Origin of the sequence: Halanaerobium saccharolyticum (genome assembly GCF_003053565.1) — a bacterium.
Taxonomy (GTDB): domain Bacteria; phylum Bacillota; class Halanaerobiia; order Halanaerobiales; family Halanaerobiaceae; genus Halanaerobium; species Halanaerobium saccharolyticum_B.
This window is the reverse complement of sequence record NZ_QAXS01000022.1, coordinates 31664-54288: the sequence shown is the minus strand read 5'-3', so window position 1 is coordinate 54288 and position 22625 is coordinate 31664. Positions and strand designations below refer to the sequence as shown.

The window sequence follows — 22625 nt, the reverse complement described above, 5'->3', positions numbered from 1 at the left end:
AGCTTTGAACTCTATATTTTCTTTTTTAGAGTTAGACTTTAAAAACTGTTTATAAAGTGCTTTAACTTCTCTAATATTCTGATTTTTAACAGCAGAGGGAAGGTTAAGCTCTTTAAAATCAGCAGAACTCAAGTTGATTTCTCCTGCTTTAAGTTTGGCAGCGACAGCCTGACGATTTTTAACTACTTCAGCAATGTTATTTAAGAATATATTTTCTTTTCTTTTGGTTGGTTTTAATAACTCCAGCACATATGTTAATTGCATATCAAACACCTTTTTCATTAATTATTAATATCAATGATATTTTAATCCCATGCAAAAAACTTTATTACTAAGTATATTATACCACTAAAAGAACAAGTGTTCAACATATAAATTAGCCGATTCATCCCCGCCCATTGACATAAGCGAGGCTTTCTCGGCTAAATTAGGTAAAAAGTATAAGAAGTGCTGTCTGGGGAAAGACTAGAGCAATCCCTGTTTTTTAAGAATTTCAACTCTTCTTTTTGATGTTTAAGACTTTTTAAGTCATCTTTTATTGATTTAATAATCTCAATTGAATAATTATTCATCTAGAATAATCCCTTCTTCTTCTGCAAAATCTCTTAGATTTTGTGTGTTTCCATCTTTATATTCTTTTTCTGCATAGGCAGCTAATTCTACCAGATGGTCCTCAATAGCTCGGGTTAATTCTACCCTGCCCGGGCTTAAATTCATAAACAGAATATCCCCTGATTCAATATCTGCTTTTTTGCGCGCTTCTTTAGGAATTGTAATTCTGCCTCTAGAATCTACTTTTACTACTAATTTATCCCTCATTTTATCACCACCTTGAATTTTTGTGGGTTCTACCCACATATATACTATATTATAAGCTAAATAAGTTAAGCAAATATTTGGAGGAAATTTAATGCAGCAGTTTGATGTGACGGCTCATAATTATTACTTCGTTTTGCTTCCTATGACCTAAAGTTGTATAATAGATATAAAATCAATATTTCTTCCCCTGATGAACAGTGATCAGGATATGGTTAAACGGGTTAAAGAAACTATTGAACTGGAAGATAAGCTGGATGCCGATCAAAAATTTAAGAATAATTTGGCTGCTCTGACTATTGTGTTGTGTGATAAATTTTTAAGCAGTGAAAATATGATAGAATTATGGAGGGATCGCAAAATGGTTAAATTTTTTAAATATGTTGAAGAGCAGGGTAAGAAAAAGGGAAAAGAAGAAGGTAGAATTGAGGGTAAGATTGAGGGTAAGATTGAGGGAAAACAGGAAGAGGCAAGATTAATCCTGATGAGGCAAGTTAAGGCTAAATTTAAGAATTCAGATAATGAAATTATTGATTTAATTAATAAAGCTGAGTTGAGTAAAATTGAAGACTTAAGCGAAAAAATTATAACTGCAGATTCTAAGGAAGAAATAATTGATTTTTTAAAGCATTAGAATATAAACTAAAAACCCTTTCTCATATTGAACATGCCCTGTCAAGTAGACAGTAAAAATAATATGAAATTATCTAAGCGGCTAAGTCCCTAAACTCTAAAGGACTTAAGCCGTTTAGTTTTTTTTTGCAATCTTTTTTCATTATAGAATTATTTTTTCCCCTAAGCAGCACAAAAAAGTTTATTGTTTAAAGATAAATCTATAAACCAAAAATGAAGTTATTGATATTATAAAAGCCAAAATCAAATAGGTAGAATTCTCTTTTTCGACAAAGATTCTGGTATCCCACCAAATTTTGGCATTTTAATTAGATCCCTTAGACTCCAGACTTCTTTCCGGCCGATGGCAAGGGTATATTTGCCCTGGGCTTTTTCTGCTAAAAATACTTCCAGATAATAAGTTCCTGCTGCTGGAGCTGCAGTTGAAAACTGCTGCCGCCTCCAGTAAGATGTCCTGGTAAAGGGTTCAAAAAAGATTTTGGGATCAGCCTGATCATCTCTAACAATAATTATCTTTTCATCTGGATCAAGTTTTAAGAAGGAATTAATATAATTTTTATCATAACCGGCATAATTATTTTCTAAACCCGGACCAATTAGGGCAACATCAGGTCTAAAATTCTGATATCTTTCAATTTCAGGGATAACCATACTGAAATAAATTTCCTCACCCTGCTCGACCTGAAAACTGTAGTAATCTACATCACCTGCATTATCTAATTGATTGTAGGCTGCCCAGGAGATTTGATGATCCTTCACAAATATCGGCTCTGCTTTAGTTGCAGAAACAGAAGTATCTAATGGTATATGAGCCAGTGCAGTTGATTTTATAATTAAGCTAAGAATCAGGATAATTAATACTGCTGAAAATGAATTTATCATAATTCTCATTTTTATTCCCCTCCTGATTTTCAATTCCCCTCTATATATAATTATACTCCTAAATATGAATAATTAATAGTATGTGATTTAAGAGCAGTTTTTTTAACTTTAAGGGCAGCCTCAATATCTGCTGTTAAATCTCAAACAGTTTATTGACATATGTTCAAAAGAAACTTATAATATGATTTAGGAGGTAGATATTATGAGCCCTTTGCAAATCAGAAAAATTGGTGACCCAGTTTTAAGAACTAAGGCTAAAAAAATAGATGAGATCACTGAAAAAATTAATGATTTAATTGATAATATGTTTGAGACAATGTCTTCAGAAGATGGGATTGGTTTAGCTGCTCCCCAGGTAGGTATTTTAAAAAGAATAGCAGTAGTTGATATTCAGGAAGATAATAAAATTGTTTTAATTAACCCTGAGATTATAGAAGAAGAGGGAAAAGCAGTTATGGAAGAGGGATGTCTGAGTATTCCCGGAGAAACCGGTGATGTTATTAGAGCTGAAAAAATTAAAGTTAAAACTTTAGATCGAGATGGAAATGAAATTGAGTTTAAAGCAGAAGGTCTGGAAGCAAGAGCAATCCAGCATGAAATTGATCATTTGGATGGGATTTTATTTCTTGATAAAGTTGTAAAGATTGTGGATTGATTTTATTAAAATTTTCAATCAAACTCTAATTTGATATCTTCAAATAACTGTAGTATAATTAAATTGTGAAAAAAATATTAAAAGGAGTGGTTTTAATGATAAAAGTTTTAACATCACCAGGTAAATATGTTCAGGGCAAAAATGTAATTAAGGAAATGAAAGACTATATTAAAGATCTTGGCGAAAAAGCTTTAATCATTGCTGACACTATTGTTGAAGAACTGTTTTTATCTGATCTGGAGGCAGGACTTACGGAATTTGATTATGAAATTGAATTTTTCAATGGAGAATGCTCAAAAGTAGAAATAGAAAGACTAAAGGAAAAAGCTGCTCAAGAAAATGCAGAATTAATAATTGGAATGGGTGGAGGTAAGACTTTAGATACAGCCAAAGCTGTTGCTCATTATTCTGAACTACCAGTAGTTATTGTACCAACTATAGCAGCAACAGATGCTCCCTGCAGTGCATTATCTGTTATTTATACTGAAGAGGGAGTTTTTGAAGACTATCTATTCTTACCTAAAAACCCAGATGCAGTAATCATTGATACTGAAATTGTAGCAAATGCACCTGTTAGATTTTTAGTTTCTGGAATGGGAGATGCGCTGGCAACTTATTTTGAAGCTGCTGCTTCTGCTTTGACCAGAAAAAAAGCAATGTCAGGTGGAGCACCAACAATGACAGCTCTAAATTTGGCTGAACTCTGCTATAATACATTATTAGAATATGGAGTTAGTGCTAAAAAAGCTGCTGAGGCTGGTGTGGTAACTGAAGCATTAGAAAAAATTGTTGAAGCCAATACTTTATTAAGTGGACTTGGTTTTGAAAGTGGTGGCTTAGCTGCAGCCCATGCAGTTCACAATGGTTTCACAGTGTTAGAAGAGACACATACTAAGACCCACGGAGAAAAGGTTGCATATTCTACTTTGGTCCAGATGGTATTAGAAGATAGAGATCCAGCAGAAATCGAAAAGGTCATGAATTTCTGCAGAGAAGTTGGACTACCAACCACTCTAGCTGACTTAGGCATTACAGATGTGAGTGATGAAAAAATACTAAAAGTAGCAGAAGCAAGCTGTGCTGAAGGTGAAACAATCCACAACATGCCTTTTGCTGTAGATGCAGAAATGGTTAAAGATGCAATTTTAGCAGTTGATGTTCTTTAAATAACTTTTATCAAAAACTATAAAAATAACCAATATTTTTAACTGATGTGATCAACCCTTCTCATTTGAGGAGGGTTTTTTGCGTTTTGTTCTTCCTAAATTGCTTTGATTTTTAATTGGTTAAGTTAATAAATAACCAAAAAATTGATACCTATAGACATTATTTCCTTGAACATATGTATTATAAGTATTATAATTAAGTTAATAATACTTTTCACAAGAAGGGGAGATAATAAATGGGTATCGAGATTGGTCTGGCAGTAAATCCAGAGAAAATTGATAGTTTGCAGTGGCAGAATTGTTATTTAAAGACGCTTAAAATAATTGATGATTATCCGGCAATGGCGTTAAAATCTGAAAGCCATCTGGGAGAAAAAAGACTTGTTCTCACTTCTGATGTGGAAAAAAATATTAATGATCTTAAACGCAGACACTGGAGTATCTGTGGAAACATCGAAAATAATTCCCGAGCTGAAACTTTCTCTCTATACTATAATCTGGACTATTATGATACCTGGAGTAGTTATGATAATGACGACATTTTATTCAGCTATCTTGATTTTGATAAAGATCTCCGCTTTATCTATAAACGCAAAACTCAGGGGGAAGACTACCACAAACTAATTCTGGCTATTTCAATTTTAATTGAAAATTGTTTTCCTGATAAGACAATTGTCATGGGAGATTTTGATAGTGAAGAAGTAACTGAGGCAGTTAACTGGTTAGAAGAAATATTTGAGCAAAAATTTGAGTGGCCAGTTTTAGCAGCTAAGGAAAAATTATTTACTAAACTCAAAAGCAGATTTGCGGATCATGATGTTATTAAAAATTTCTATCATTTCTATCGTGGTGATCAGAATGAAATGATGCATTATTTTTTCAAAAAACTGGGTCAAGAAACTGTTTCAGAATGGCTTAAAGACTATTTAAAGGCCCGCGAATATACAGTACACAGCAAAGGTGCTATAGATTTATTTATACTCTGGCTTAATGAAAGTAAAGACCTGGAATCATTAGTTAAAATGGCCTGTATTGATGAGGATGGTCCCTGCTATGAAATGAAAGACTTTATTGAAGTGTTAAATGATATCTGGATATTTGTTTTTGATGAGTACAGAGACTATTTTGACAGATTTGAGGAATTTGAGAAAAAGTCTAATAAAGATCCCTTTTTAAAGATTTATTCATTGTTTTAGATCTTCACATTTCAGGTAGAAAAACAAAAGTGGGTTTTAAAGAAGCTGAATTATTTGAGATATTAGAAAAATATTTTCCTGAAGAAAAAAGCGAATTGATAGAATTTCATCGTGAAAAGGCCGAAGAAACAAAAGAAATATTTGAGCAATTTGAAGAATTAGATAAAGAAGAGTTAGAGGTGGAGAGTGAAGAAGAGACTAATTTTAATAAAGAGTTTAATAATTTCATTAGTGAAGAGACCCAGAATAAGTTGAAAATGAAAATTGAAGAAGTTGAAAAAAAACTGAAAAATGCAGGCGTTGAAACTTTAGATGAGCATTATAAGCTTTTGATATCCTTTATTACTGAAGCCGGAAAAGCACTGACTGAAGAGACCTGGTCTAAACTTGACCAGATTGAAAATGTAGATCTGATTAATTTTTTTATTTTTATGTACTATGGACATGTTGATGACAGATTGTTTAATTTGTTCAGAGACTATATAACTGAGAATGTTGATTTTTTAGAAGCAGAATTAAAAAAATACAAAATTATTTAATTGTTAATCTTTTTGAGAAGCAGCTGGTTGGTGATTATTGGTCGGTAGATGTTGTAAAATGACTTTTAATTAGCTGGTATTAGTGTTATGATGTTAATATAATATAACAAAAATTAATTTATGAATAATATATAAGTTATATATATTTAACATTATAAGGAGGTGCCATTATGAAAGTGGCAGAAGTAATAGCTAATAATTTAAAAGAGCTGCAGGATGAATTTAACCTTAACCAGACTGAAATGGGAGAAATCATAGGTGTTACTAGGCAGACTTTTGCAAAGTATTTAGATGGAGAAAGAGTAATGGATAGCGGCAAATTATATAAATTAGCCAGATATTTTGATAAAGAGATTGATTTTTTTCTAAGCGAAAAATCAAGAAGAGAAAAAGTATCTTTCATGTTTAGAGCTGATGATCCAGAAAATAATTTTGATGACAAATTAAAAAATAAAATTGCAGAGAAATTTAAATTGTATCATGAAATTATAGAACTAAGTGATGACCCTGTAAAAGATTATTTACCAGAAGAATATAAAATAAAAATTGAAGGTAATAAATTAAATAAAAAGGAGAAAGCTGCTATAGAAAAAATTGCAGAAAAACAGAGAAGATATATGGGGGTAGATGATGCATTAAATTTCAATGTCTTTACTCTTTTTGAAGAAAATAATATTAATGTAATTGCTCAGGAAATTAAAGATGCTAATTTAGATGCTGTTTCTGCTTACTCTGAAGATAAAGGAGCCTATATTTTTATCAATGACAGCAGAGATATTCCCGAAGAAAGAAAAATCTTTTCTGCAGTCCATGAATTAGGTCACTTAATACTTCATCGTGATCAATACAGTAAAGATATTAGTGACTTTAAATATGCTAACACTCGGATAAAAGATATAAGAGAAAAAGCAGCAGATCATTTCGCGATGGCATTTTTAGTACCTGCTAAAGTTCTAAAAAATTATAATTATTATTTTGATGGTTATATTGACCTGGATCTGATTATTGAGAAGAAGAAAGAATTTGGTGTTAGTGTAAAATCTCTGATCATGACTTTAAATAAATATGGCTATATAGATGCTAAAATATTAGGTGCTCTATTCAAAAAACTCAAAGAAGCTGGATATGATAAAAAAGAACCAGAACCGAGAGATTATATAAGAAAAAATGAAAAGCTATTCGCTCTGGTTAGAAAATTAGTTATTAAAGAGGAAATAACCATTAATAAGGCTGCAGAAGTATTAAATATTCCAGTTTTAGAAATGAGAAAACTGGCAAAAAAATGGAAGAATTATGAATACAGAACGGCTTAAAAACTACAGAGGAGAAACAATAGTAGTCGATAATAATATACTAGGGAATTATTGTTGGGACGGCGTACCCACATCTCTTTATACCTGAATTCAGGTGCGGTAGATGCCTGTTCTACCCTCAATAATCCTCTCTAAAAATCTTTTATTGTAAGTTAATCATAATTTTTTAAAATTAAATTGTCAAGTTAAGATCTTCAAAAATAAAAGTATTTAATAATCTTTCAATCAGGAATTACTTAAGCTTCTATATGAATCTAAAAGCTTTGATTAATAGAAAGTAGGCTGAATAAATGAGCTGTGTATTTTGTGAGTATCCAGAAAAAGATTATATTATAGAAAATGAACTGGCTTTTGCGATATACGATAAATCCCCTGTCAATGAAGGTCACATGCTGGTGATTCCAAAACGGCACTTTGCCAGTTATTTTGAGGCGACTGAAGAGGAAGTAATGGCTATCTTTGAACTGACAAAAGAGTGTAAAAAAATATTGGAAGCAGAATATGCTCCAGACGGCTATAATATTGGCTTTAATGTCAACCATGCGGGAGGTCAGACTGTTATGCACCTGCATCAGCATATTATTCCCCGCTATGATGGAGATGTAGAGAATCCACGAGGTGGAATCAGGAAGCTGAAAAAGCAGCTGGTTTATTATGATGGGTGAATAATAAATAAATTCTGCCATAATTTACAATTAAAATATTATCATTATATAAAATCATTCTTTATTAATTATAACATCAATGTTATAATCAATTGAAGTGAGTGAAAGTTGATTAGGGGGTTAATACAATGAACAATTTGGATGAATTTGATCAAATAGTAAAGTCGTCTATGTCAGAAGAAGAGTATGAGCGTCATATTTTAATATCTAAAATTTCAGCTGATTTAATAAGATTAAGACTTGATCAAAACATGACTCAAACAGATCTGGCTAAAAAATCTGGATTAAAGCAGTCGGCGATTGCCAGGCTGGAGTCAGAAGAAGTTCTGCCTAAATTAAGTACACTCCTTAAATTAGCTAAGGTTTTAGATGCTAATATCAATTTAAATCCTAATCAAGAAAGTATAATAAAAATTGAATTTAATAAAATAATTGATAATAAAGCTGGTTAAAAATATTTTGCTATAAATCAAATTCTATGTTAATATATAATCACAATTTAATAATTCTACTCTTATTAAGAGTGGTGGAGGGAACGGACCCGGTGAAACCCAGCAACCCCCGTCAGGGAAGGTGCTAATTTCCGCAGCAGTTGTGCTGAAAGATAAGAAAGAAGCTGATGATTATTTATAAGCTCTTCTCTTATTGAGAAGAGTTTTTTTAATGTCTAAAAAAGGAGGTTTTTACTATGACTTATACTACTGGCCTGACAGTTTTTAATAAAGCTCCAGGTGAAAAAGAAGAAATGTACTGTAATGTCTGTGACAGCAAATGTGAGGTAAAAAGAAATGTTTTAGACTATAAAGATTTTGGCTCAGCAATGGCCAAAAAGAAAACAAGATTTGATCGTTTTAAATGTCCTCATGCAGAAGAAGAGTGGCACCAAAATCTTGAAAATATAGTTAAACAGAAAAGAGATAATTACAGCACAAAAATTGATCAAATGCTGCAGGAAGAGATTGAAGAAATTAAGACTGAGCATCTAGGATAACTTTCAGCCGGGTCCATCTCTCTAATATTAAAAAATAATATTGGGAGATGATTAAATGTTATTAGAACTGCAGAAAGATATTGCTGAATTGGAAAAGAAATATAAGGAACTGGATACTTTTGAAATTGAAATGAAATTAATTGAGTTTGAAATGACAGTAGTTAAATTATTAAATGGGAAGAAATTTTTAGTTAAGCCGCCTGTTGAGGAATTAAAGTCTGATATAAAAAGTATTAAGAATGAGCTCTATAATCTAAAACCTGAGGAACTTAATAATTCAATAAAAGAAATAAAAGATAAAATTGATTATATTATTGATGGGCAGATGACGGCTGAAATCGGTGGAGCAGGTATTTATTTTAGAAATATGAGAGAGGCAGCCAAGAAGAAAAGAGAAGAAATTAATAGAAATATAAAATACTAATTATTAAGACTCCTTCTTATTTTGAGGAGGAGTTTTTCGAAATACATTAGTTTGCTACATAATCGTGTCAGCGGCCTGATTTATAATATATAAAATTACCTTAAAAGAAGGTTTTAAGTTGTTTTCAAAGAATATTAATATTAGTAAATAACAATTATTTTTTATGTATTCCAATGAGTATTTTTTATTTCTATAAGTTATTAAAATTTAGTGAGGGAGGAAATAAATTGAACTATTTAAATTGCTATTCTGAGTTAGGAGCTAATGAAGATCAAATATTTAATTACATAATTAAAAATCTACGGCATTCAAATCGAACTTTTGACTATTTTATTGATTGGTCAAAGATATTTCATAAAGTTAAAAATATCGAAATGGAATTAAATTTGTTAAATTATTTAATTGGGAAAGAAGATATTAAAACAGAATTTAAAGAATTAATAAAAAAACATCCATCAGTAGTAAATGTAATCCCAATACTTGTTGCAATTAGAAAGAAAAGTGTAGAAGTTTTGGTTGATTATCGTGGAGATGACTGGAAATATAAAAAATATAGTTTTAGAAAAAAGAGTAGCTATACAGAAAAAGAGATCGAAGATATAATAGAATTTTGTGATGGTATTGGACTTTTAAAATTATTAAAAAATAAGCAGATTAAAAATATTGTAGATTATATGATAGGCTTAGAAGTTGGAATTGGTACTAATGGCAGGAAAAACAGAAGTGGTTTTTTAATGGAGAAAATCACAAAATGGTAAATAGAAAAAGAATGTAATAAATTAGGATTAGAATATCTTGAGCAGGCCAGCAAAAAGAAAATTTTAAGAAAGTGGAATATAGAAACACCAGTTGATAAAAGTTCTAGAAGATATGATTTTGCAATAAAAAAAGGAAATAAAGTTGTTTTAATTGAAACTAATTTTTATACTTCTGGTGGTTCAAAATTGAAGTCAGTAGCTGGAGAATATATTTCTTTAAATAATCTCTTAAAACCTAAGAATAACGTAGAAGCTTTTATTTGGATCACTGATGGTAAAGGTTGGAAAACAGCAAAACGACCATTACGAGAAACTTTTGATAAAATTGATTATCTGTTTACAACAAAATTGATTGCAGAAGGAGCTTTAGAAGAGGTATTAAGATAGTTAATCAAAAAAATCTTTTATATCTATTTCTAAAGTTTCTGCAATGTTAACTAAAAGATCTAAAGAGAAGCTTTTTCTACAGTTTTTGGCTTCAATTTTTGAAAGATAACTAATACTTATATCTAGTTTTTCAGCTAACTCTACTTGAGTTAGCTTTTTTTCTTTTCTATACTTTTTTATTTTTTGACCAATCTGGTTGTAAATTTCATTTCTTTTTTCCAATATTATCACCTACAATGATATTATAATATAAATTTGAAGAATTATCTTTCACTTATAGTGAAAATATGATAAAATAACAGACAGAAAGTATAAAATATGTTAGAATAAATAAGGAAGTTTTGAATGGGAGGAATTATTTATGTTAGCTACTGAAATTGAAGCAAAACCATTTTTAAAGTGGGCTGGAGGTAAAAGACAACTACTTGGGCAGTTTGAATTAGAGTATCCATTGACTTTAAAAAATAATGAGATTAAAACATATATTGAGCCTTTTGTAGGTGGAGGTGCAGTATTTTTTGAATTAACAAAACACTATAATTTTGAAAAGATAGTATTAAACGATGCAAATCATGAATTGATAAATACCTATAAATCTGTAAAAAATGAAGTAGATGCAGTTATTGAACGGTTAAAGGAAATGGAAGAAGAATACTTACCTTTAGAGACTGAAAATAGAAAAGAAATTTATTATGCAAGAAGAGATAATTTTAATGATGAAAAAAAAGAACTTAATTTTAATCAATTTACTAAAGCTCATATCGAGCATGCAGCTAAATTTATATTCTTAAATAGAACTTGTTTTAATGGTCTTTATAGACAAAATCAGAGTGGAGAATTTAATGTTCCAATTGGACGTTATAAAAACCCGACTATTTGTAATGAAGAAAACTTAATAGCAGTTAGTAAAGCATTAGAAAACGTTATTTTAACTTCTGGTGATTTTGAAAAAACAGAAAAATATATAGAGGATCAGACATTTATTTATATTGATCCCCCATATAGACCGTTACCAGGAACTAAAAGCTTTACTAAATATGCTAGAGCAGACTTCAATGAAGAAAGTCAAAAGAGATTAGCTGATTGGGCAGAAAAAATTAGTGAAGAGGCCTTTTTAATGCTTAGCAATTCTAATCCCAAAAATACAGACTCCAAAGATGATTTTTTTGAAGAATTATATTCTGAATTTGATATTTCAGAAGTATCAGCCAAGAGATCAATTAATTCTAATGCTGCTAAAAGAGGAGAAATTACTGAACTAGTTATTAAGAATTATAACTGAATAGGATAACTAGAAGAAAACTCTTGAATTTTTTTGATAAATTCTTTTTTGAAATAAAAAGCCCTGTTTTTATCAGATACAATCCTATTATAGACATTTGAATAAATAGCATTATATGGTTTACTATCTTTTGTTCTAATTTGAATATACTTACCATTACAAGTGTGGAGATATGAGTTTTGACTTTTATCTAATTGTTTTTTCATTAATTTACAAATATTATAATAATCTTCTTCGAGTTGTTTTTTAAGTTGAGGATGTTCTGATAGTTTTATATGTATATATGGAAGTAGTCTCCATTCTTTTCTATTTACTTTATTTTTTCTTGAACCTTTATACACGGGAACATGAAGTATATTATTTATTTTTTTATATAGCTTAGTCTCAAAAAAATTTTTTTCGGAAAGCAAATCATCAATCATACTTGATATTTGTTTTATGTACATAGTTTCAAGTGGTTTACCATCAATATCTACTTTATTTGATTTTAATTCACCATCTTCAAAATCAAGATTGCGCGAAGAATTTTCTAAACCTAATTGTAATTCCAATAACTGTCCTGTTAAACCTTTATTAATTCTTATACCTTTCATTTGTTCATCAGTTAAAAAATCTTTAAATGGTTTATTTGTTATTGGTTCTAAAACTTGTATTGCATTTTCTAATTTCATATTTTCAACTCCTTTATAAGCTATTACAATAATTGTATCTCAAAATAATAATTATAAAAATTCACTTATAATGAAAGTAGGATTATTATGAAAGAAATATTAAAATCAATTGATAAAGAAAATATATATTATAATAAAAATAATTTCACCTTGCTTAAAGGTGATAGCATAGAGTTAATGAAGAATTTAAAAGAAAAATCTATTGATATGATTTTTGCTGATCCACCCTATTTTCTTTCTAATGATGGCATAACCTGTAAATCAGGTAAAATGGTATCAGTAAATAAAGGAGAGTGGGATAAAAAAGATAATATCAATGAAATTCATGAATTCAACACTCTTTGGATCAAAGAAGCACGAAGAATTTTAACTGAAGATGGAACTATCTGGATTTCAGGAACTTATCATAATATTTATTCTTTAGGAATGGCTTTACAACAAATGGATTTCAAAATTTTAAATAATGTGGTCTGGTTTAAGAAAAATCCACCACCTAATTTAGGATGTAGAACTTTTACTCATTCTAACGAAACAATTATTTGGGCTAAAAGATCTGAAGATAGCAATCATTATTTCAATTATGATTTAATGAAATCAATGAATAATAATAAGCAGATGAAAGATGTCTGGATGATTGGTTCATTGAGAAAAAAAGAAAAAAAGCATGGTAAACATCCTACTCAAAAACCAATAAATTTATTAAAAAGAATTGTTCAAGCTTCAACAGAAAGAGATATGGTTATATTAGATCCATTTAACGGTAGTGGAACAACTGGAATGGCTGCAGCAGATTTAGGTAGAAAATATATTGGTATTGATCTAGAAAAAGAGTATCTTGATCTCACAATAAAAAGACATAAAGAATTTAGTAGGAAATTAAAATTATTTTAAAGGCACATAATTTAATGTGTCTTTTTCTTTTGCTATTTTTTACAAATAATGGTATAATAGTAAAAAATATTAAGAGGGGCGATAATATGACTAATACTAATTTCAAAAGAGAGAATACAACTGTCTGGTCATTTCCTAAAAGAGGAAGTTGGAAAACACATAGTTCTGAATATAGAGGTAATTTTGCACCTCAAGTTCCTAGAAATATTATTTTGAATTATTCTAAAAAAGGAGATCTTATACTAGATCCTATGATGGGCGGTGGCACTACTTTAATTGAATCTAAACTTTTAAATAGGCGCAGTATTGGTATTGATATCAATCCCGAAGCTGTTAAAATAACTGAAAATAAATTAAAATTTGAAGATGATTACAAATATCAGCCTAAAATAATACTAGGTGATGTTAGAGATTTAACTGTTATTAAATCCAGGAGTATTGATTTAATAATAACTCATCCACCCTATTTTAATATAATTAACTATTCTCAAGGTAAAATTAAAAATGATTTATCTACAATAAATAGACTAGAAATATTTTTAAAAGAAATTTCTAAGGCTGCAGCTGAGTTATATAGAGTTTTAAAAAATAATTGCTATTGTGCAATTTTAATTGGTGATACCAGAAAACACAGTCACTACGTGCCTTTATCTTATTATTTATTGAATATATTTTTGAAGAAAGGATTTATTTTAAAAGAAGAAATAATTAAATTACAGCACAACTGTAAAAGAAGTTCTTATTGGCAAAACAAAATCAAAAATTATAATTTTTATTTAATTAAACATGAGCATTTGTTTGTTTTTAGAAAGCCTAAAAAAAATGATGATTTGGACAAATATAAGTATAGCAGTAAAATTGATGTAGACAATAAATAAGATTTTACTGATATTGCTAGATAATGTAAAAAAATAAACTTTATGATGGTAAATATACTAAATTAATCCAGTATCATAATCTGCTCTTTTAGGATATAATATTCTTTAAATAATCCTAAAAGGAGGCAGAAATATTGAGTAAAGTAAATGGATATAAAATGTATATACAACTCCAGCAATTAAAAGAAATGGGGTTCAGCAAATCCCATATTGCAAGAAAGCTTAAAATTAGTCGGCCAACACTCAATAAGTACTATGATTTATCACTGGAAGAAATTGACGAAATACTTGAATCAATGAATACCAGAGCTAAAAAGGCAGATAAATATCACGATGAAATCTTAGATTTGCTTAAAAAACATCCTAACATTCTCTCATCTGTAATATATGATCGAATTGAAGAACTAGCTCAGGGTTATCCTGGATTTACTGAAGGTACTCTCAGAAACTACATCAGATATTTAAGAAAAGAACATGATATTCCCAGATCAAGGCACACTAGAGATTATGAGGCAGTTGAAGATCCAGCAATGGGACAGCAGATGCAGGCTGATATGGGTGAAAATGGGTCTACAAAGCAGATGAATTAACAGGATAAACTCTCTATCTGATAGCTTTTGCTCTCTCCCATTTTCGCTACAAATATGTAGATGGTTTGATAGACCATTAACCACAGCTGATGTAATAGCAGCTCATGAAAATGTTTTTCAATACTTTGAAGGAATACTAGAGGAGGCGGTCTATGACCAGGATAAATTGATAATGTATACTGGAAGTGTATATTAAAATTTCATCCTATAACAAAGCTACACAGCGAAAATATCAAAGGGGTTGGGGATTATAATCTGGATGCCCCCTTCTTCCCCTATTATCGAAGTACTGACATCTATGGAAGTTAGGCAGCTGAAGACAGAAAAGAAGAGATGAATGATCTAGAACCATTCTGAATTTTTGAAAATGAAGAGGAAGAAAATTATGCTATAGAAAGACATATCTCCTGTTATCCGATGAGCAGGGCAAGCAGCCACTTAGATCAGCTGAAAAAATCACTGGCAGTCTACAGAATGGCTTTTGGGCAGGCCAGACAGGAGGATTTAGTTGATTTTATTGAAGAGAATCTTTCTGATTATTATAGAAAAAAAGCTGATGGATTACAGGATAGATTTAGCTCAATAATTTTAATATTATGTTTGATCTACTAATTTAAAATCAATAATAATGCTAAGAATTTCTTGTTGCATTTAAACTATAATGCTATAGTATAAATATAAGAAATCAAAAGTATTGATGGGGTAATTAATATGAACAAAAAAATTGAAATAGAGTATCCTGACACATTACCTGATTTGCTTCAAGAAAGTTCAGAAGTTTTTGAAAGAGAAGCAAAAATGGCAATGGCTGTTAAATTATTTCTGCAATAAATAATGGAGAGAATATTGGTCTTAAAAAGGCTATTAATAATATGAGAAACAATGGTATTTGGATAAGTGAAAAACTTGAAGAAAAAGCATTTGAATTAATTTTGAATAATTTATAATTATCCCTTCTCGTTTGAGGAGGGTTTTTTGCATTTATACACCAGTTCGCGACATAAGGCTGTCATACTTTTATGTTAGGCTAAAGAAAAACACCTTCAAAGCAGGAAAACACCAATATTTAACGAATATTTAATATTAGGAAATAAAAGTTATTATAAAAAATATATGTGACAAATTACGACTTTAATCGACATAATATTTAGAATGAGGTGGTTATAATTAATTTAAATCAACTAATTAATGAAATATCAATAACAATTGGATTATCTATTAATTGGCTAATAGTTATTATTTTTGTTTTATTTACAATTGGATTTACAATTTATCAGTGGTATAAAAATATACTTCCAACTAAAAACTTAAAAAATAATATTTTTAAATTAAGAACTACGCTGGATAAGAAATTAGATAATAATTCTTTAAATAATATTTTAGAAATTGAGTCCTTAATTGGAAAAAATAATTTTATCATAAACGATATATTAGAAGATTATATTATTATGATTAAAAATAACAATAATAAGAACATTATTGATCCAGAACATTACATAAATCAAAATAGTATATTTTCAAATTTTCTTAATAAAAAAGTGTCTGATAATATACCAAGTACATTAACTGCAATAGGTATTTTGGGTACTTTTTTTGGTTTAATTATTGGTTTATGGAATTTAAATATTGCAAATGCTGAGAATATTAGAAATAGCATTCCACCATTAATAAGTTCAATGCAGATTTCATTTATTTCTTCCTTAGTTGCAATTTTTTGTTCTATAATTTATAACTATTGGAATAAAAAATATAATAATATTACTGAAAAAGAAATTAATAGATTAAACAATACATTGAGAAAATATTTGCCAATTAGAATTGAGAGTAATCTCATAGATAATATTGTAGAAAACCAGGAAAAACAGCTGAGGGCTACTCAAGAATTTTATACTGATACTCTTATTCCAGAATTAGTTAACGGAGTTAAAGAAGCAGTTGATCAAAGTTTAAAACCTTCTATGAACAGTATTGATAATAATCTAAATAATTTTGTTGAAGCTTCTAAAGAAAACCAAAAGGATATGATTGAAGGTGTAGAAAAAATTGTTTCTGAAAGTATTGCACCTCAAATTGAAGAAATGCATAATATTATGGATAATTTAGCTGATTTATCAATTGATAAACAGAGTGAAAGTATAGATAAAATGGTTGATAAATTTATGAAAACATTTAATGAGAGTTTTGATAATCAATTTACTGCCTTAAGAGTTACTTTAGAAGATATGATCCGCTGGCAGAAAGAAAGTAAAAAAGAAATGGAAAGTTTGATCTCTACTTTAGAGCAGGGAGCAGTTAAGCAAAATGATATGCTTGATTATACCGAGAAGTTATTAAATAATGTTCAGCAGTATGTGAAGCAGTTTGATGATTTAAATGCTAATTTAAATCATAATATAAAACAGTTAAATACACTGGGGGAGAAACTTAGCGGCTTAGAAGAAAAAACTAATGATAAATTAGAAATCTTAATTGAGCAGCAGGAGAAATTTGATCAGAAGAAAAATTCACATATTGACGAAATGGAAATACAGTTAGATAATATAGAGAAATACTGGGATAATGTGCAGTCCAGTTTTACAGAACTTAATAATAACTTTAATGGAGCGATTGAACAATTTGCAGATAGTACTCATGAAAGTCTTGAAAGAACCTTTACCAGCTTTGATGAAAATTTAAGTGAAATATCCGATAGATTAGCAGTTACAATTACTGAGGTTAATAATTCTTTAGAAGATATTCCAAACTCATTTAATCAATTAAAAAATCTTTTAGATGAATTTAAAATTGATCGAAAGGAAATATTGGATGTTTTAGATAAACAAGAATCGCTTTTAGGTGATAAACTGACAGATATATCTAAGGCTGTCCAGGAAGAAAATAAAAAAATTGAAACAATTTTAGAAGAAAATAATAAAAATTTAAAAAATGATGTTAAAAAAGAAGTTGAAAATAATATTACACCAATTAGTGCTGAATTAAAAGAAGAAAGAGAAAAACAAAAAGAAATTATTGATCAATTAAATTATATAAGAGATAAAATGGAAGAGAACGAAGATAAATCTAGTTTTTTCTCTCGGCTGAGGGGGGATAATTAGTGTTTAATTTTTTTCGTGAAAGTAAGATTGATAGTCAAGAAGAAAAGGCCAATTTTTGGATTTCTTATGCTGATATTATGGCTGCTCTTTTATTAATGTTTATTCTGCTGTTATCTGTAATTATGTTAGATGCAAGAAGTGCAGAACAGGCAGCAGTAGAAGCTGAAATTAAGGCTACTGCACAAGAAGAGAAAATTGAAAAGCAAAAAAATGAAATAGAAACAAAAACAAAAGAGATAGATAAATTGTTAGGAGTTAGAGAAGAAATAATTATTGCTTTACAGCAGAAATTTGCTGATACAGATTTAAGTTTAGAGATTGATTCTCAAACAGGAGCTATTCGCCTGCCGGGCGGAGTGTTTTTTAATACAGACAGCACTGAGATAACAGACGAGGGTATTAAATTTTTAGAAAGCTTTATTCCTCAATATGTTGAAATATTATTGGGTCCTGATTTTAAAGAATATGTAGCTCAGATTATTATTGAGGGTCACACTGACGATGTGGGCAGCTATATGTATAATTTAGAATTATCACAAAATAGAGCGTTTGAAGTTGTTACTCAAATTTATGATGAAAGTTTTACTGATTTTAAATATAAGAATAGATTAAGAGATTATCTAACTGCTAATGGTCGTTCATATAGTCAGCCAATTAAAAATAAAAATGGAGAAATTAATAGAGAAAAATCTCGCAGGGTAGAATTTAAATTTAGACTTAAAGATACTGAAATGATAAATGATATTAAAAATACATTGGGAGAATGATCGTATGAAATTTAATAGCTTTTCTTTTCAGCCATCTAAATTAATTGCAGTGAAAAATAAAATCAAAAAAACATTCCCCACCAAAGCAGACATTTATAAAATTAAATCTCAAAAAGCAAAAGAAGTAGACTTAGAGGAGTTATTAAAGAAAATAAGAGAATTTAGTCTAGATAAAATAATATATTTAGCAGATTCATTAAAAACTGAAGAAATAATTGCCTTAGCAATTAAATATAGCAATATTCCTCATGAGTTGTATAAAAAAATAAATAATATCATATTACATAAAAAAGATAAATTTATAATTAAGATTTTGTGGAATAATTTTGCTGAGGATTATACAAATAAAGATTTAAGCAGTTTGCTTGGTAATTTATTAGCTTCATTTTCTAAATTAAATGATCAGGAAAAAGTTTTAGATACTATATTTAAAGATTCTTCACCTCTAATTAATATGAGAAAGTATATTGAAAACAATAAAATTACTTTATTTTATTTTTTAGACAAGCTAGATTTAATATTTGAGAATAAAATTTCTAAAAGATTAGCAGCAGATTTACTTAGTAAAGGTACTAAGCCGGTCTTTCTTAGAGAAGATAAGAACAATTTAATCAAAGTTTTTAAAGAATTAGAAATCAAAAATCTAAAAGCAGTGGTTGAAAATTATCTATTTGTTTTTAAAGATAAGGAATATGAAGAAGAGCTGATGTATATAATTAAAGATCGTTTGGGTGATCCAAGAGAAGATTACAGCACTGCTTGGAATGAGATTGATAAAAAGGCTAAAGAAAAGGCTGCAGCTTGGTTTAACTATAAAAAACTAAAAGAGTTTTTTGACAGCATAACTACTGACCAAGAAGAAGCTCAGAAAAGATTTTCTTATTGGGAAAAACAGGTTGATATTATGGAAAAGGTAGATTATGTTAAAAAATATCTGCAGTTATTTTTAACTTTTGATAATTTTGTGGTTGTTGAATTTGGTGATTTAGGTAATGCAGTTTATTTTTATAAAAAAGATTTCTTTGAACAAAATTTGGCACAATATATGAATAAACACAATGCTGTAAATAATAATTCATTAAAATATACCTATGAAGCAAGAAATATGGGAAATAAAAATGTATATAAAGTTAATCATATGAGCAGCTGGCAGCATAAAGCAGATAAAATGATTAAAGAACTTAGAGCTGGAAGGAGATAAATATGTTCAACTTCTTTAAAAATAACTTCAAAACAAATAAATCAGAGCCTGAGATAGAAATAAAGCGGACTCTTTTAGAAAATGGAATTGAGTTTGAAATTAACAAAATTGATAATGGGCAAAGAGAGAAGCTAAGTTTTCCAATTACTTATGGCAAATATTTTGATTTAAGAAATTTAATCAATAAAGATTTTTATCTTTCTCTGCAGATTCTTGAAGGTACCTGGCACAGTGAGGAATTAATAGAAAAAGGTGATGGAAGTTATTTTCTGCATATTGATACAATATATCAGTATCAAAATTCTGCCGAAGATGAAGAGAGTTTGGGAGAAGGTAACAGAAAATTAAATGAACTGCTCGGACTTAAACCTGATGAAGACTTAGAAATTACTATAGATAACAGTGGTGTTATCGGCAGCAGTAATTTCAAATTAAAATATATAATCAAAGCTGAGCAGGAAGGGTATATAAGTAAGTTTTATCAAAGAGCTGGCCCATTTTTTCCTTTAAATGATAATCAGGCTTATGTTTTAAATAAAAAACTAACTGAAGTCCTTGATTTAATAGATAATCCTCCAGAGGAAAGAGAAGAGCAATTTGAATATTTTGCTAAGGTTAAATCTAAAGCAAAAAAATTAAATATTAAATTCAACCCATATTTAGAGGGAGAAGAATATTTCTTTCCTGAAGATTTAGATATAGATATTGAATTAGAATCTATTGATTATTTAAAACTCAACCCTAAATTTAATGATTTGGATGATCAGTTAAATCAAGATGCTGAAAAAGCAATAAATAATAATGATAATTATACAGTTAATAAAACTGGCGGCAAAAACCAAAGAGTCTTTATTGGGCCTGAAAGTAAAGAAAGTTATAAACAGGCATCAGCAAATAGAGAATTAACAGGATCCCAGGTGCCTGACTTTATTGAAAATCCTATGAAGTATCTACCAGATAACATAGATTTAGAAAAGTTTAGTGAAAGAGTAAAAGGACTTAAAGAAAGAGTTTACAAAGCTCAGCCATATGTTAGTTCTTCCAAAACTGATCAGATTGACTGGTTTGATATCGATGTTGGAGTTAATATTAAAAATGAAAGTGATGAAGCTGATGAGGAACAAATTGAGCTCAGTGAATTTGAAAGGCTGGTAAAAGAAGCTAGAGAAAAGGGTGAAGACTATGTGCTTTATAATGATAACTGGGTTAAAATTCCTAAAGAAAGTGAAGATTTTATAGAAGGAGCAAAAGAAGTAGATAAAATCAAGACCAATGGTAAAGTAAATAAAGAAAATCTTAATTATATTTTTGACATTTATGAAAATATTGATCTGCTTGAATATAATGAGCAGATGATAGATTTTAGAAGTAAGCTGCAGGAAGATGGTGTTATTTATCAATCACCAAGCTTATTTAAGGGTGAATTAAGACCCTACCAAAAAAGAGGATATGTTTGGTTGCATAAATTAAAAGATTCAAAATTAGGTGGTTTATTAGCTGATGACATGGGTTTAGGAAAAACAATACAGGTTATTGCTTTGATGGCCAGCTTAAAAGCAGACAATAAATTGTCTCCCTCCTTAATAGCTGCCCCTAAATCTCTATTAGAAAACTGGCAGCATGAAATAAAGAAATTTTCACCAGAAATCAACAAAGTATATATCCACTTAGGTGGTTCTCGTAATAAAAATAGCAGAGTTATTAAGCAGTCTGATGTAGTTTTAACTACCTACAGCACTTTAGTTAGTGATCAGGTTCTGTTGGGAGAAATAGATTGGACCATATTAGTCTGTGATGAAGTTCAGGCTATTAGGAATCAAAGCACTTTAAAAGCTCATGCTGTTAAAGCTCAAAAGGCAAAGCTGAGGTTGGGTTTATCCGGCACACCTGTTCAAAATACTGTTGCAGATCTCTGGTCTATTTATGATTTTGCCCAACCTGGTCTTTTAGACAGTTTTAAAGAATTTAAAAATAATTTTGTGAAACCAATTGAGAATTCAAATACTCCAGAAGAATATGAAAAATATGAAGCTATGCTGAAGGAAAAAATTCAACCTGTATTTTTGAGAAGGACAAAAGAGGGTGAGCTTAAAGATGAACTGCCTGAGAAAAAAGATATTACCAAAACAATTGAAATGAGCCAGAGACAAAAAGAAAGATATAAAGAAATAATAGAAAAAGAAAAAAATTCTAAGGGTAGAACTCATTTAGGGACACTGCAGTCTTTACTACAGTTATCTTCTCATCCAGCTCTTTTGGATAAGGATTGGAATCTAAAAAGCGCAGAAGAATTATTAAATGAGGGTCCAAAGCTGAAATCTGTTATTAATATATTAAGAGAAGTAGAAAAAAATAACGAAAAAGCTCTAATTTTTACTACTTTTAAAATTATGCAGCTTATCTTGCAGAGAGTAATTCGGGAAAAATTTGGACTGCAGGAGATTCCAATAATTAATGGTGATTCAAAACAGCGTTTAGCTTCAGTGGATAGGTTTAATGAAAGTGAAGGCTTTGGCTGTATGATATTATCTCCAAGAGCGGCTGGAACCGGCTTAAATATTACCGGAGCAAATCATGTTATTCATTATACCCGCTGGTGGAACCCAGCTGTAGAACAGCAGGCCACTGATCGTGTCTATAGAATCGGCCAAGAAAAGGAAGTTAATGTCTATTATCCGATTATGACTGCAGATAGAGAAACAGTTGAAGAAAAGCTGCACCGTCTTTTAGAGGAAAAGAAAAGATTAGCCAAAAACATTATTGTACCTAATAACCCTATTCAGGGAGAATTGATGAAAGAAATGGATCAAGAAATGGGATAAATA

At 29.6% G+C, this 22625-nt stretch carries 23 protein-coding genes, 2 pseudogenes and 1 riboswitch; of the genes and pseudogenes, 20 read left to right on the top strand and 5 right to left on the bottom strand.

What is annotated here, in order from left to right; translation table 11 throughout:
- Nucleotides 1–264 (bottom strand): annotated as a pseudogene (locus tag C8C76_RS09495) (RNA-guided endonuclease InsQ/TnpB family protein); the annotation flags it as partial.
- 300 nt (nt 265–564) lie between these two features.
- On the bottom strand, nt 565–819 hold the full coding sequence (locus tag C8C76_RS09490) for an AbrB/MazE/SpoVT family DNA-binding domain-containing protein (RefSeq protein WP_166637186.1): 255 nt from the start codon (nt 817–819) through the stop codon (nt 565–567).
- A 190-nt stretch (nt 820–1009) separates the two neighbouring features.
- Between C8C76_RS09490 and C8C76_RS09485 the strand changes: the two genes are divergently transcribed.
- Nucleotides 1010–1450, top strand: coding sequence for a hypothetical protein (locus tag C8C76_RS09485; protein WP_108141049.1), 441 nt, complete (start codon nt 1010–1012; stop codon nt 1448–1450).
- A gap of 242 nt (nt 1451–1692) precedes the next feature.
- Here the strand turns inward: C8C76_RS09485 and C8C76_RS09480 are convergent, their stop codons facing one another.
- Nucleotides 1693–2340, bottom strand: a complete 648-nt coding sequence (locus C8C76_RS09480; RefSeq protein WP_108141047.1) for a hypothetical protein — start codon at nt 2338–2340, stop codon at nt 1693–1695.
- Nucleotides 2341–2533: 193 nt separating this feature from the next.
- Between C8C76_RS09480 and def the strand changes: the two genes are divergently transcribed.
- The 10 genes and pseudogenes from def (at nt 2534) to C8C76_RS15370 (ending at nt 10425) form a co-directional block, all read left to right on the top strand.
- Complete coding sequence (def, locus tag C8C76_RS09475) at nt 2534–2986, top strand: peptide deformylase (protein WP_108141046.1); 453 nt, start codon at nt 2534–2536, stop codon at nt 2984–2986.
- A gap of 95 nt (nt 2987–3081) precedes the next feature.
- The gene (locus tag C8C76_RS09470; protein ID WP_108141045.1) at nt 3082–4152 is read left to right on the top strand and encodes a glycerol dehydrogenase; all 1071 of its coding nucleotides are present in this window, start codon (nt 3082–3084) and stop codon (nt 4150–4152) included.
- Nucleotides 4153–4388: 236 nt separating this feature from the next.
- Nucleotides 4389–5348 carry a hypothetical protein gene (locus C8C76_RS09465; RefSeq protein ID WP_108141044.1) on the top strand — a complete coding sequence of 320 codons (960 nt, stop codon included), beginning with the start codon at nt 4389–4391 and terminating at the stop codon, nt 5346–5348.
- A 29-nt stretch (nt 5349–5377) separates the two neighbouring features.
- A complete protein-coding gene (locus tag C8C76_RS09460) occupies nt 5378–5887 on the top strand; it encodes a hypothetical protein (RefSeq protein WP_108141043.1) in 510 nt (169 codons plus the stop codon).
- Nucleotides 5888–6057: 170 nt separating this feature from the next.
- Nucleotides 6058–7200 carry an XRE family transcriptional regulator gene (locus tag C8C76_RS09455; protein ID WP_108141040.1) on the top strand — a complete coding sequence of 381 codons (1143 nt, stop codon included), beginning with the start codon at nt 6058–6060 and terminating at the stop codon, nt 7198–7200.
- A 290-nt stretch (nt 7201–7490) separates the two neighbouring features.
- Entirely contained in the window at nt 7491–7865 is a 375-nt protein-coding gene (locus tag C8C76_RS09450) for an HIT family protein (protein WP_108141038.1), read from the top strand.
- A 128-nt stretch (nt 7866–7993) separates the two neighbouring features.
- A complete protein-coding gene (locus C8C76_RS09445; protein ID WP_108141036.1) occupies nt 7994–8317 on the top strand; it encodes a helix-turn-helix domain-containing protein in 324 nt (107 codons plus the stop codon).
- A gap of 59 nt (nt 8318–8376) precedes the next feature.
- Nucleotides 8377–8476, top strand: a riboswitch (SAM riboswitch).
- A gap of 77 nt (nt 8477–8553) precedes the next feature.
- Complete coding sequence (locus tag C8C76_RS09440) at nt 8554–8856, top strand: hypothetical protein (protein ID WP_108141034.1); 303 nt, start codon at nt 8554–8556, stop codon at nt 8854–8856.
- A gap of 55 nt (nt 8857–8911) precedes the next feature.
- Nucleotides 8912–9280: a hypothetical protein gene (locus tag C8C76_RS09435; RefSeq protein ID WP_108141032.1), complete on the top strand. Its 369-nt coding sequence runs from the start codon at nt 8912–8914 to the stop codon at nt 9278–9280.
- 173 nt (nt 9281–9453) lie between these two features.
- Nucleotides 9454–10425: pseudogene (locus C8C76_RS15370) on the top strand (type II restriction endonuclease).
- On the opposite strand, the gene C8C76_RS09420 reads toward C8C76_RS15370, so the two are convergent.
- Nucleotides 10426–10656 carry a helix-turn-helix domain-containing protein gene (locus C8C76_RS09420; protein ID WP_375135307.1) on the bottom strand — a complete coding sequence of 77 codons (231 nt, stop codon included), beginning with the start codon at nt 10654–10656 and terminating at the stop codon, nt 10426–10428. It abuts the pseudogene before it with no gap.
- 130 nt (nt 10657–10786) lie between these two features.
- Here C8C76_RS09420 and C8C76_RS09415 point away from each other — a divergent pair, with 130 nt between their 5' ends.
- Complete coding sequence (locus C8C76_RS09415; protein WP_108141026.1) at nt 10787–11707, top strand: DNA adenine methylase; 921 nt, start codon at nt 10787–10789, stop codon at nt 11705–11707.
- Here the strand turns inward: C8C76_RS09415 and C8C76_RS09410 are convergent.
- Nucleotides 11698–12378 carry a MutH/Sau3AI family endonuclease gene (locus tag C8C76_RS09410; RefSeq protein WP_108141024.1) on the bottom strand — a complete coding sequence of 227 codons (681 nt, stop codon included), beginning with the start codon at nt 12376–12378 and terminating at the stop codon, nt 11698–11700. The two genes, C8C76_RS09415 and C8C76_RS09410, sit on opposite strands and share 10 nt — an antisense overlap.
- Nucleotides 12379–12465: 87 nt before the next feature.
- On the opposite strand from C8C76_RS09410, the gene C8C76_RS09405 reads away from it, so the two are divergent.
- From C8C76_RS09405 to C8C76_RS09370, 8 genes are all read left to right on the top strand, one after another.
- Nucleotides 12466–13269 carry a DNA-methyltransferase gene (locus tag C8C76_RS09405; RefSeq protein WP_108141017.1) on the top strand — a complete coding sequence of 268 codons (804 nt, stop codon included), beginning with the start codon at nt 12466–12468 and terminating at the stop codon, nt 13267–13269.
- A gap of 86 nt (nt 13270–13355) precedes the next feature.
- Nucleotides 13356–14147, top strand: a complete 792-nt coding sequence (locus C8C76_RS09400) for a TRM11 family SAM-dependent methyltransferase (RefSeq protein ID WP_089655516.1) — start codon at nt 13356–13358, stop codon at nt 14145–14147.
- Nucleotides 14148–14281: 134 nt separating this feature from the next.
- Nucleotides 14282–14737, top strand: a complete 456-nt coding sequence (locus tag C8C76_RS09395) for a hypothetical protein (protein WP_089655514.1) — start codon at nt 14282–14284, stop codon at nt 14735–14737.
- Nucleotides 14738–15211: 474 nt separating this feature from the next.
- Nucleotides 15212–15349, top strand: a complete 138-nt coding sequence (locus tag C8C76_RS09390) for a hypothetical protein (protein ID WP_181248186.1) — start codon at nt 15212–15214, stop codon at nt 15347–15349.
- Between the two features lie 545 nt (nt 15350–15894).
- A complete protein-coding gene (locus tag C8C76_RS09385) occupies nt 15895–17832 on the top strand; it encodes a MotA/TolQ/ExbB proton channel family protein (protein ID WP_089655510.1) in 1938 nt (645 codons plus the stop codon).
- Nucleotides 17832–18599: an OmpA family protein gene (locus C8C76_RS09380; RefSeq protein ID WP_200769819.1), complete on the top strand. Its 768-nt coding sequence runs from the start codon at nt 17832–17834 to the stop codon at nt 18597–18599. The genes C8C76_RS09385 and C8C76_RS09380 overlap by 1 nt, the downstream gene beginning before the upstream one ends.
- A gap of 4 nt (nt 18600–18603) precedes the next feature.
- Nucleotides 18604–19800, top strand: a complete 1197-nt coding sequence (locus tag C8C76_RS09375) for an EH signature domain-containing protein (protein ID WP_181248185.1) — start codon at nt 18604–18606, stop codon at nt 19798–19800.
- Nucleotides 19801–19802: 2 nt separating this feature from the next.
- Nucleotides 19803–22622: a DEAD/DEAH box helicase gene (locus C8C76_RS09370; RefSeq protein WP_108141015.1), complete on the top strand. Its 2820-nt coding sequence runs from the start codon at nt 19803–19805 to the stop codon at nt 22620–22622.
- Nucleotides 22623–22625 lie beyond the last annotated feature (3 nt).

What these genes read in the sequence shown, in the direction of transcription:
- C8C76_RS09435 (WP_108141032.1), top strand. Translation starts at nt 8,912, where the DNA reads ATGTTATTAGAACTGCAGAAAGATATTGCTGAATTGGAAAAGAAATAT.
- C8C76_RS09415 (WP_108141026.1), top strand. Translation starts at nt 10,787, where the DNA reads ATGTTAGCTACTGAAATTGAAGCAAAACCATTTTTAAAGTGGGCTGGA.
- C8C76_RS09390 (WP_181248186.1), top strand. Translation starts at nt 15,212, where the DNA reads ATGGCTTTTGGGCAGGCCAGACAGGAGGATTTAGTTGATTTTATTGAA.
- C8C76_RS09410 (WP_108141024.1), bottom strand. Translation starts at nt 12,378, where the DNA reads ATGAAATTAGAAAATGCAATACAAGTTTTAGAACCAATAACAAATAAA.
- C8C76_RS09455 (WP_108141040.1), top strand. Translation starts at nt 6,058, where the DNA reads ATGAAAGTGGCAGAAGTAATAGCTAATAATTTAAAAGAGCTGCAGGAT.
- C8C76_RS09480 (WP_108141047.1), bottom strand. Translation starts at nt 2,340, where the DNA reads ATGAGAATTATGATAAATTCATTTTCAGCAGTATTAATTATCCTGATT.
- C8C76_RS09400 (WP_089655516.1), top strand. Translation starts at nt 13,356, where the DNA reads ATGACTAATACTAATTTCAAAAGAGAGAATACAACTGTCTGGTCATTT.
- C8C76_RS09485 (WP_108141049.1), top strand. Translation starts at nt 1,010, where the DNA reads ATGAACAGTGATCAGGATATGGTTAAACGGGTTAAAGAAACTATTGAA.
- C8C76_RS09490 (WP_166637186.1), bottom strand. Translation starts at nt 819, where the DNA reads ATGAGGGATAAATTAGTAGTAAAAGTAGATTCTAGAGGCAGAATTACA.
- C8C76_RS09465 (WP_108141044.1), top strand. Translation starts at nt 4,389, where the DNA reads ATGGGTATCGAGATTGGTCTGGCAGTAAATCCAGAGAAAATTGATAGT.
- C8C76_RS09440 (WP_108141034.1), top strand. Translation starts at nt 8,554, where the DNA reads ATGACTTATACTACTGGCCTGACAGTTTTTAATAAAGCTCCAGGTGAA.
- def (WP_108141046.1), top strand. Translation starts at nt 2,534, where the DNA reads ATGAGCCCTTTGCAAATCAGAAAAATTGGTGACCCAGTTTTAAGAACT.
- C8C76_RS09450 (WP_108141038.1), top strand. Translation starts at nt 7,491, where the DNA reads ATGAGCTGTGTATTTTGTGAGTATCCAGAAAAAGATTATATTATAGAA.
- C8C76_RS09370 (WP_108141015.1), top strand. Translation starts at nt 19,803, where the DNA reads ATGTTCAACTTCTTTAAAAATAACTTCAAAACAAATAAATCAGAGCCT.
- C8C76_RS09470 (WP_108141045.1), top strand. Translation starts at nt 3,082, where the DNA reads ATGATAAAAGTTTTAACATCACCAGGTAAATATGTTCAGGGCAAAAAT.
- C8C76_RS09445 (WP_108141036.1), top strand. Translation starts at nt 7,994, where the DNA reads ATGAACAATTTGGATGAATTTGATCAAATAGTAAAGTCGTCTATGTCA.
- C8C76_RS09405 (WP_108141017.1), top strand. Translation starts at nt 12,466, where the DNA reads ATGAAAGAAATATTAAAATCAATTGATAAAGAAAATATATATTATAAT.
- C8C76_RS09375 (WP_181248185.1), top strand. Translation starts at nt 18,604, where the DNA reads ATGAAATTTAATAGCTTTTCTTTTCAGCCATCTAAATTAATTGCAGTG.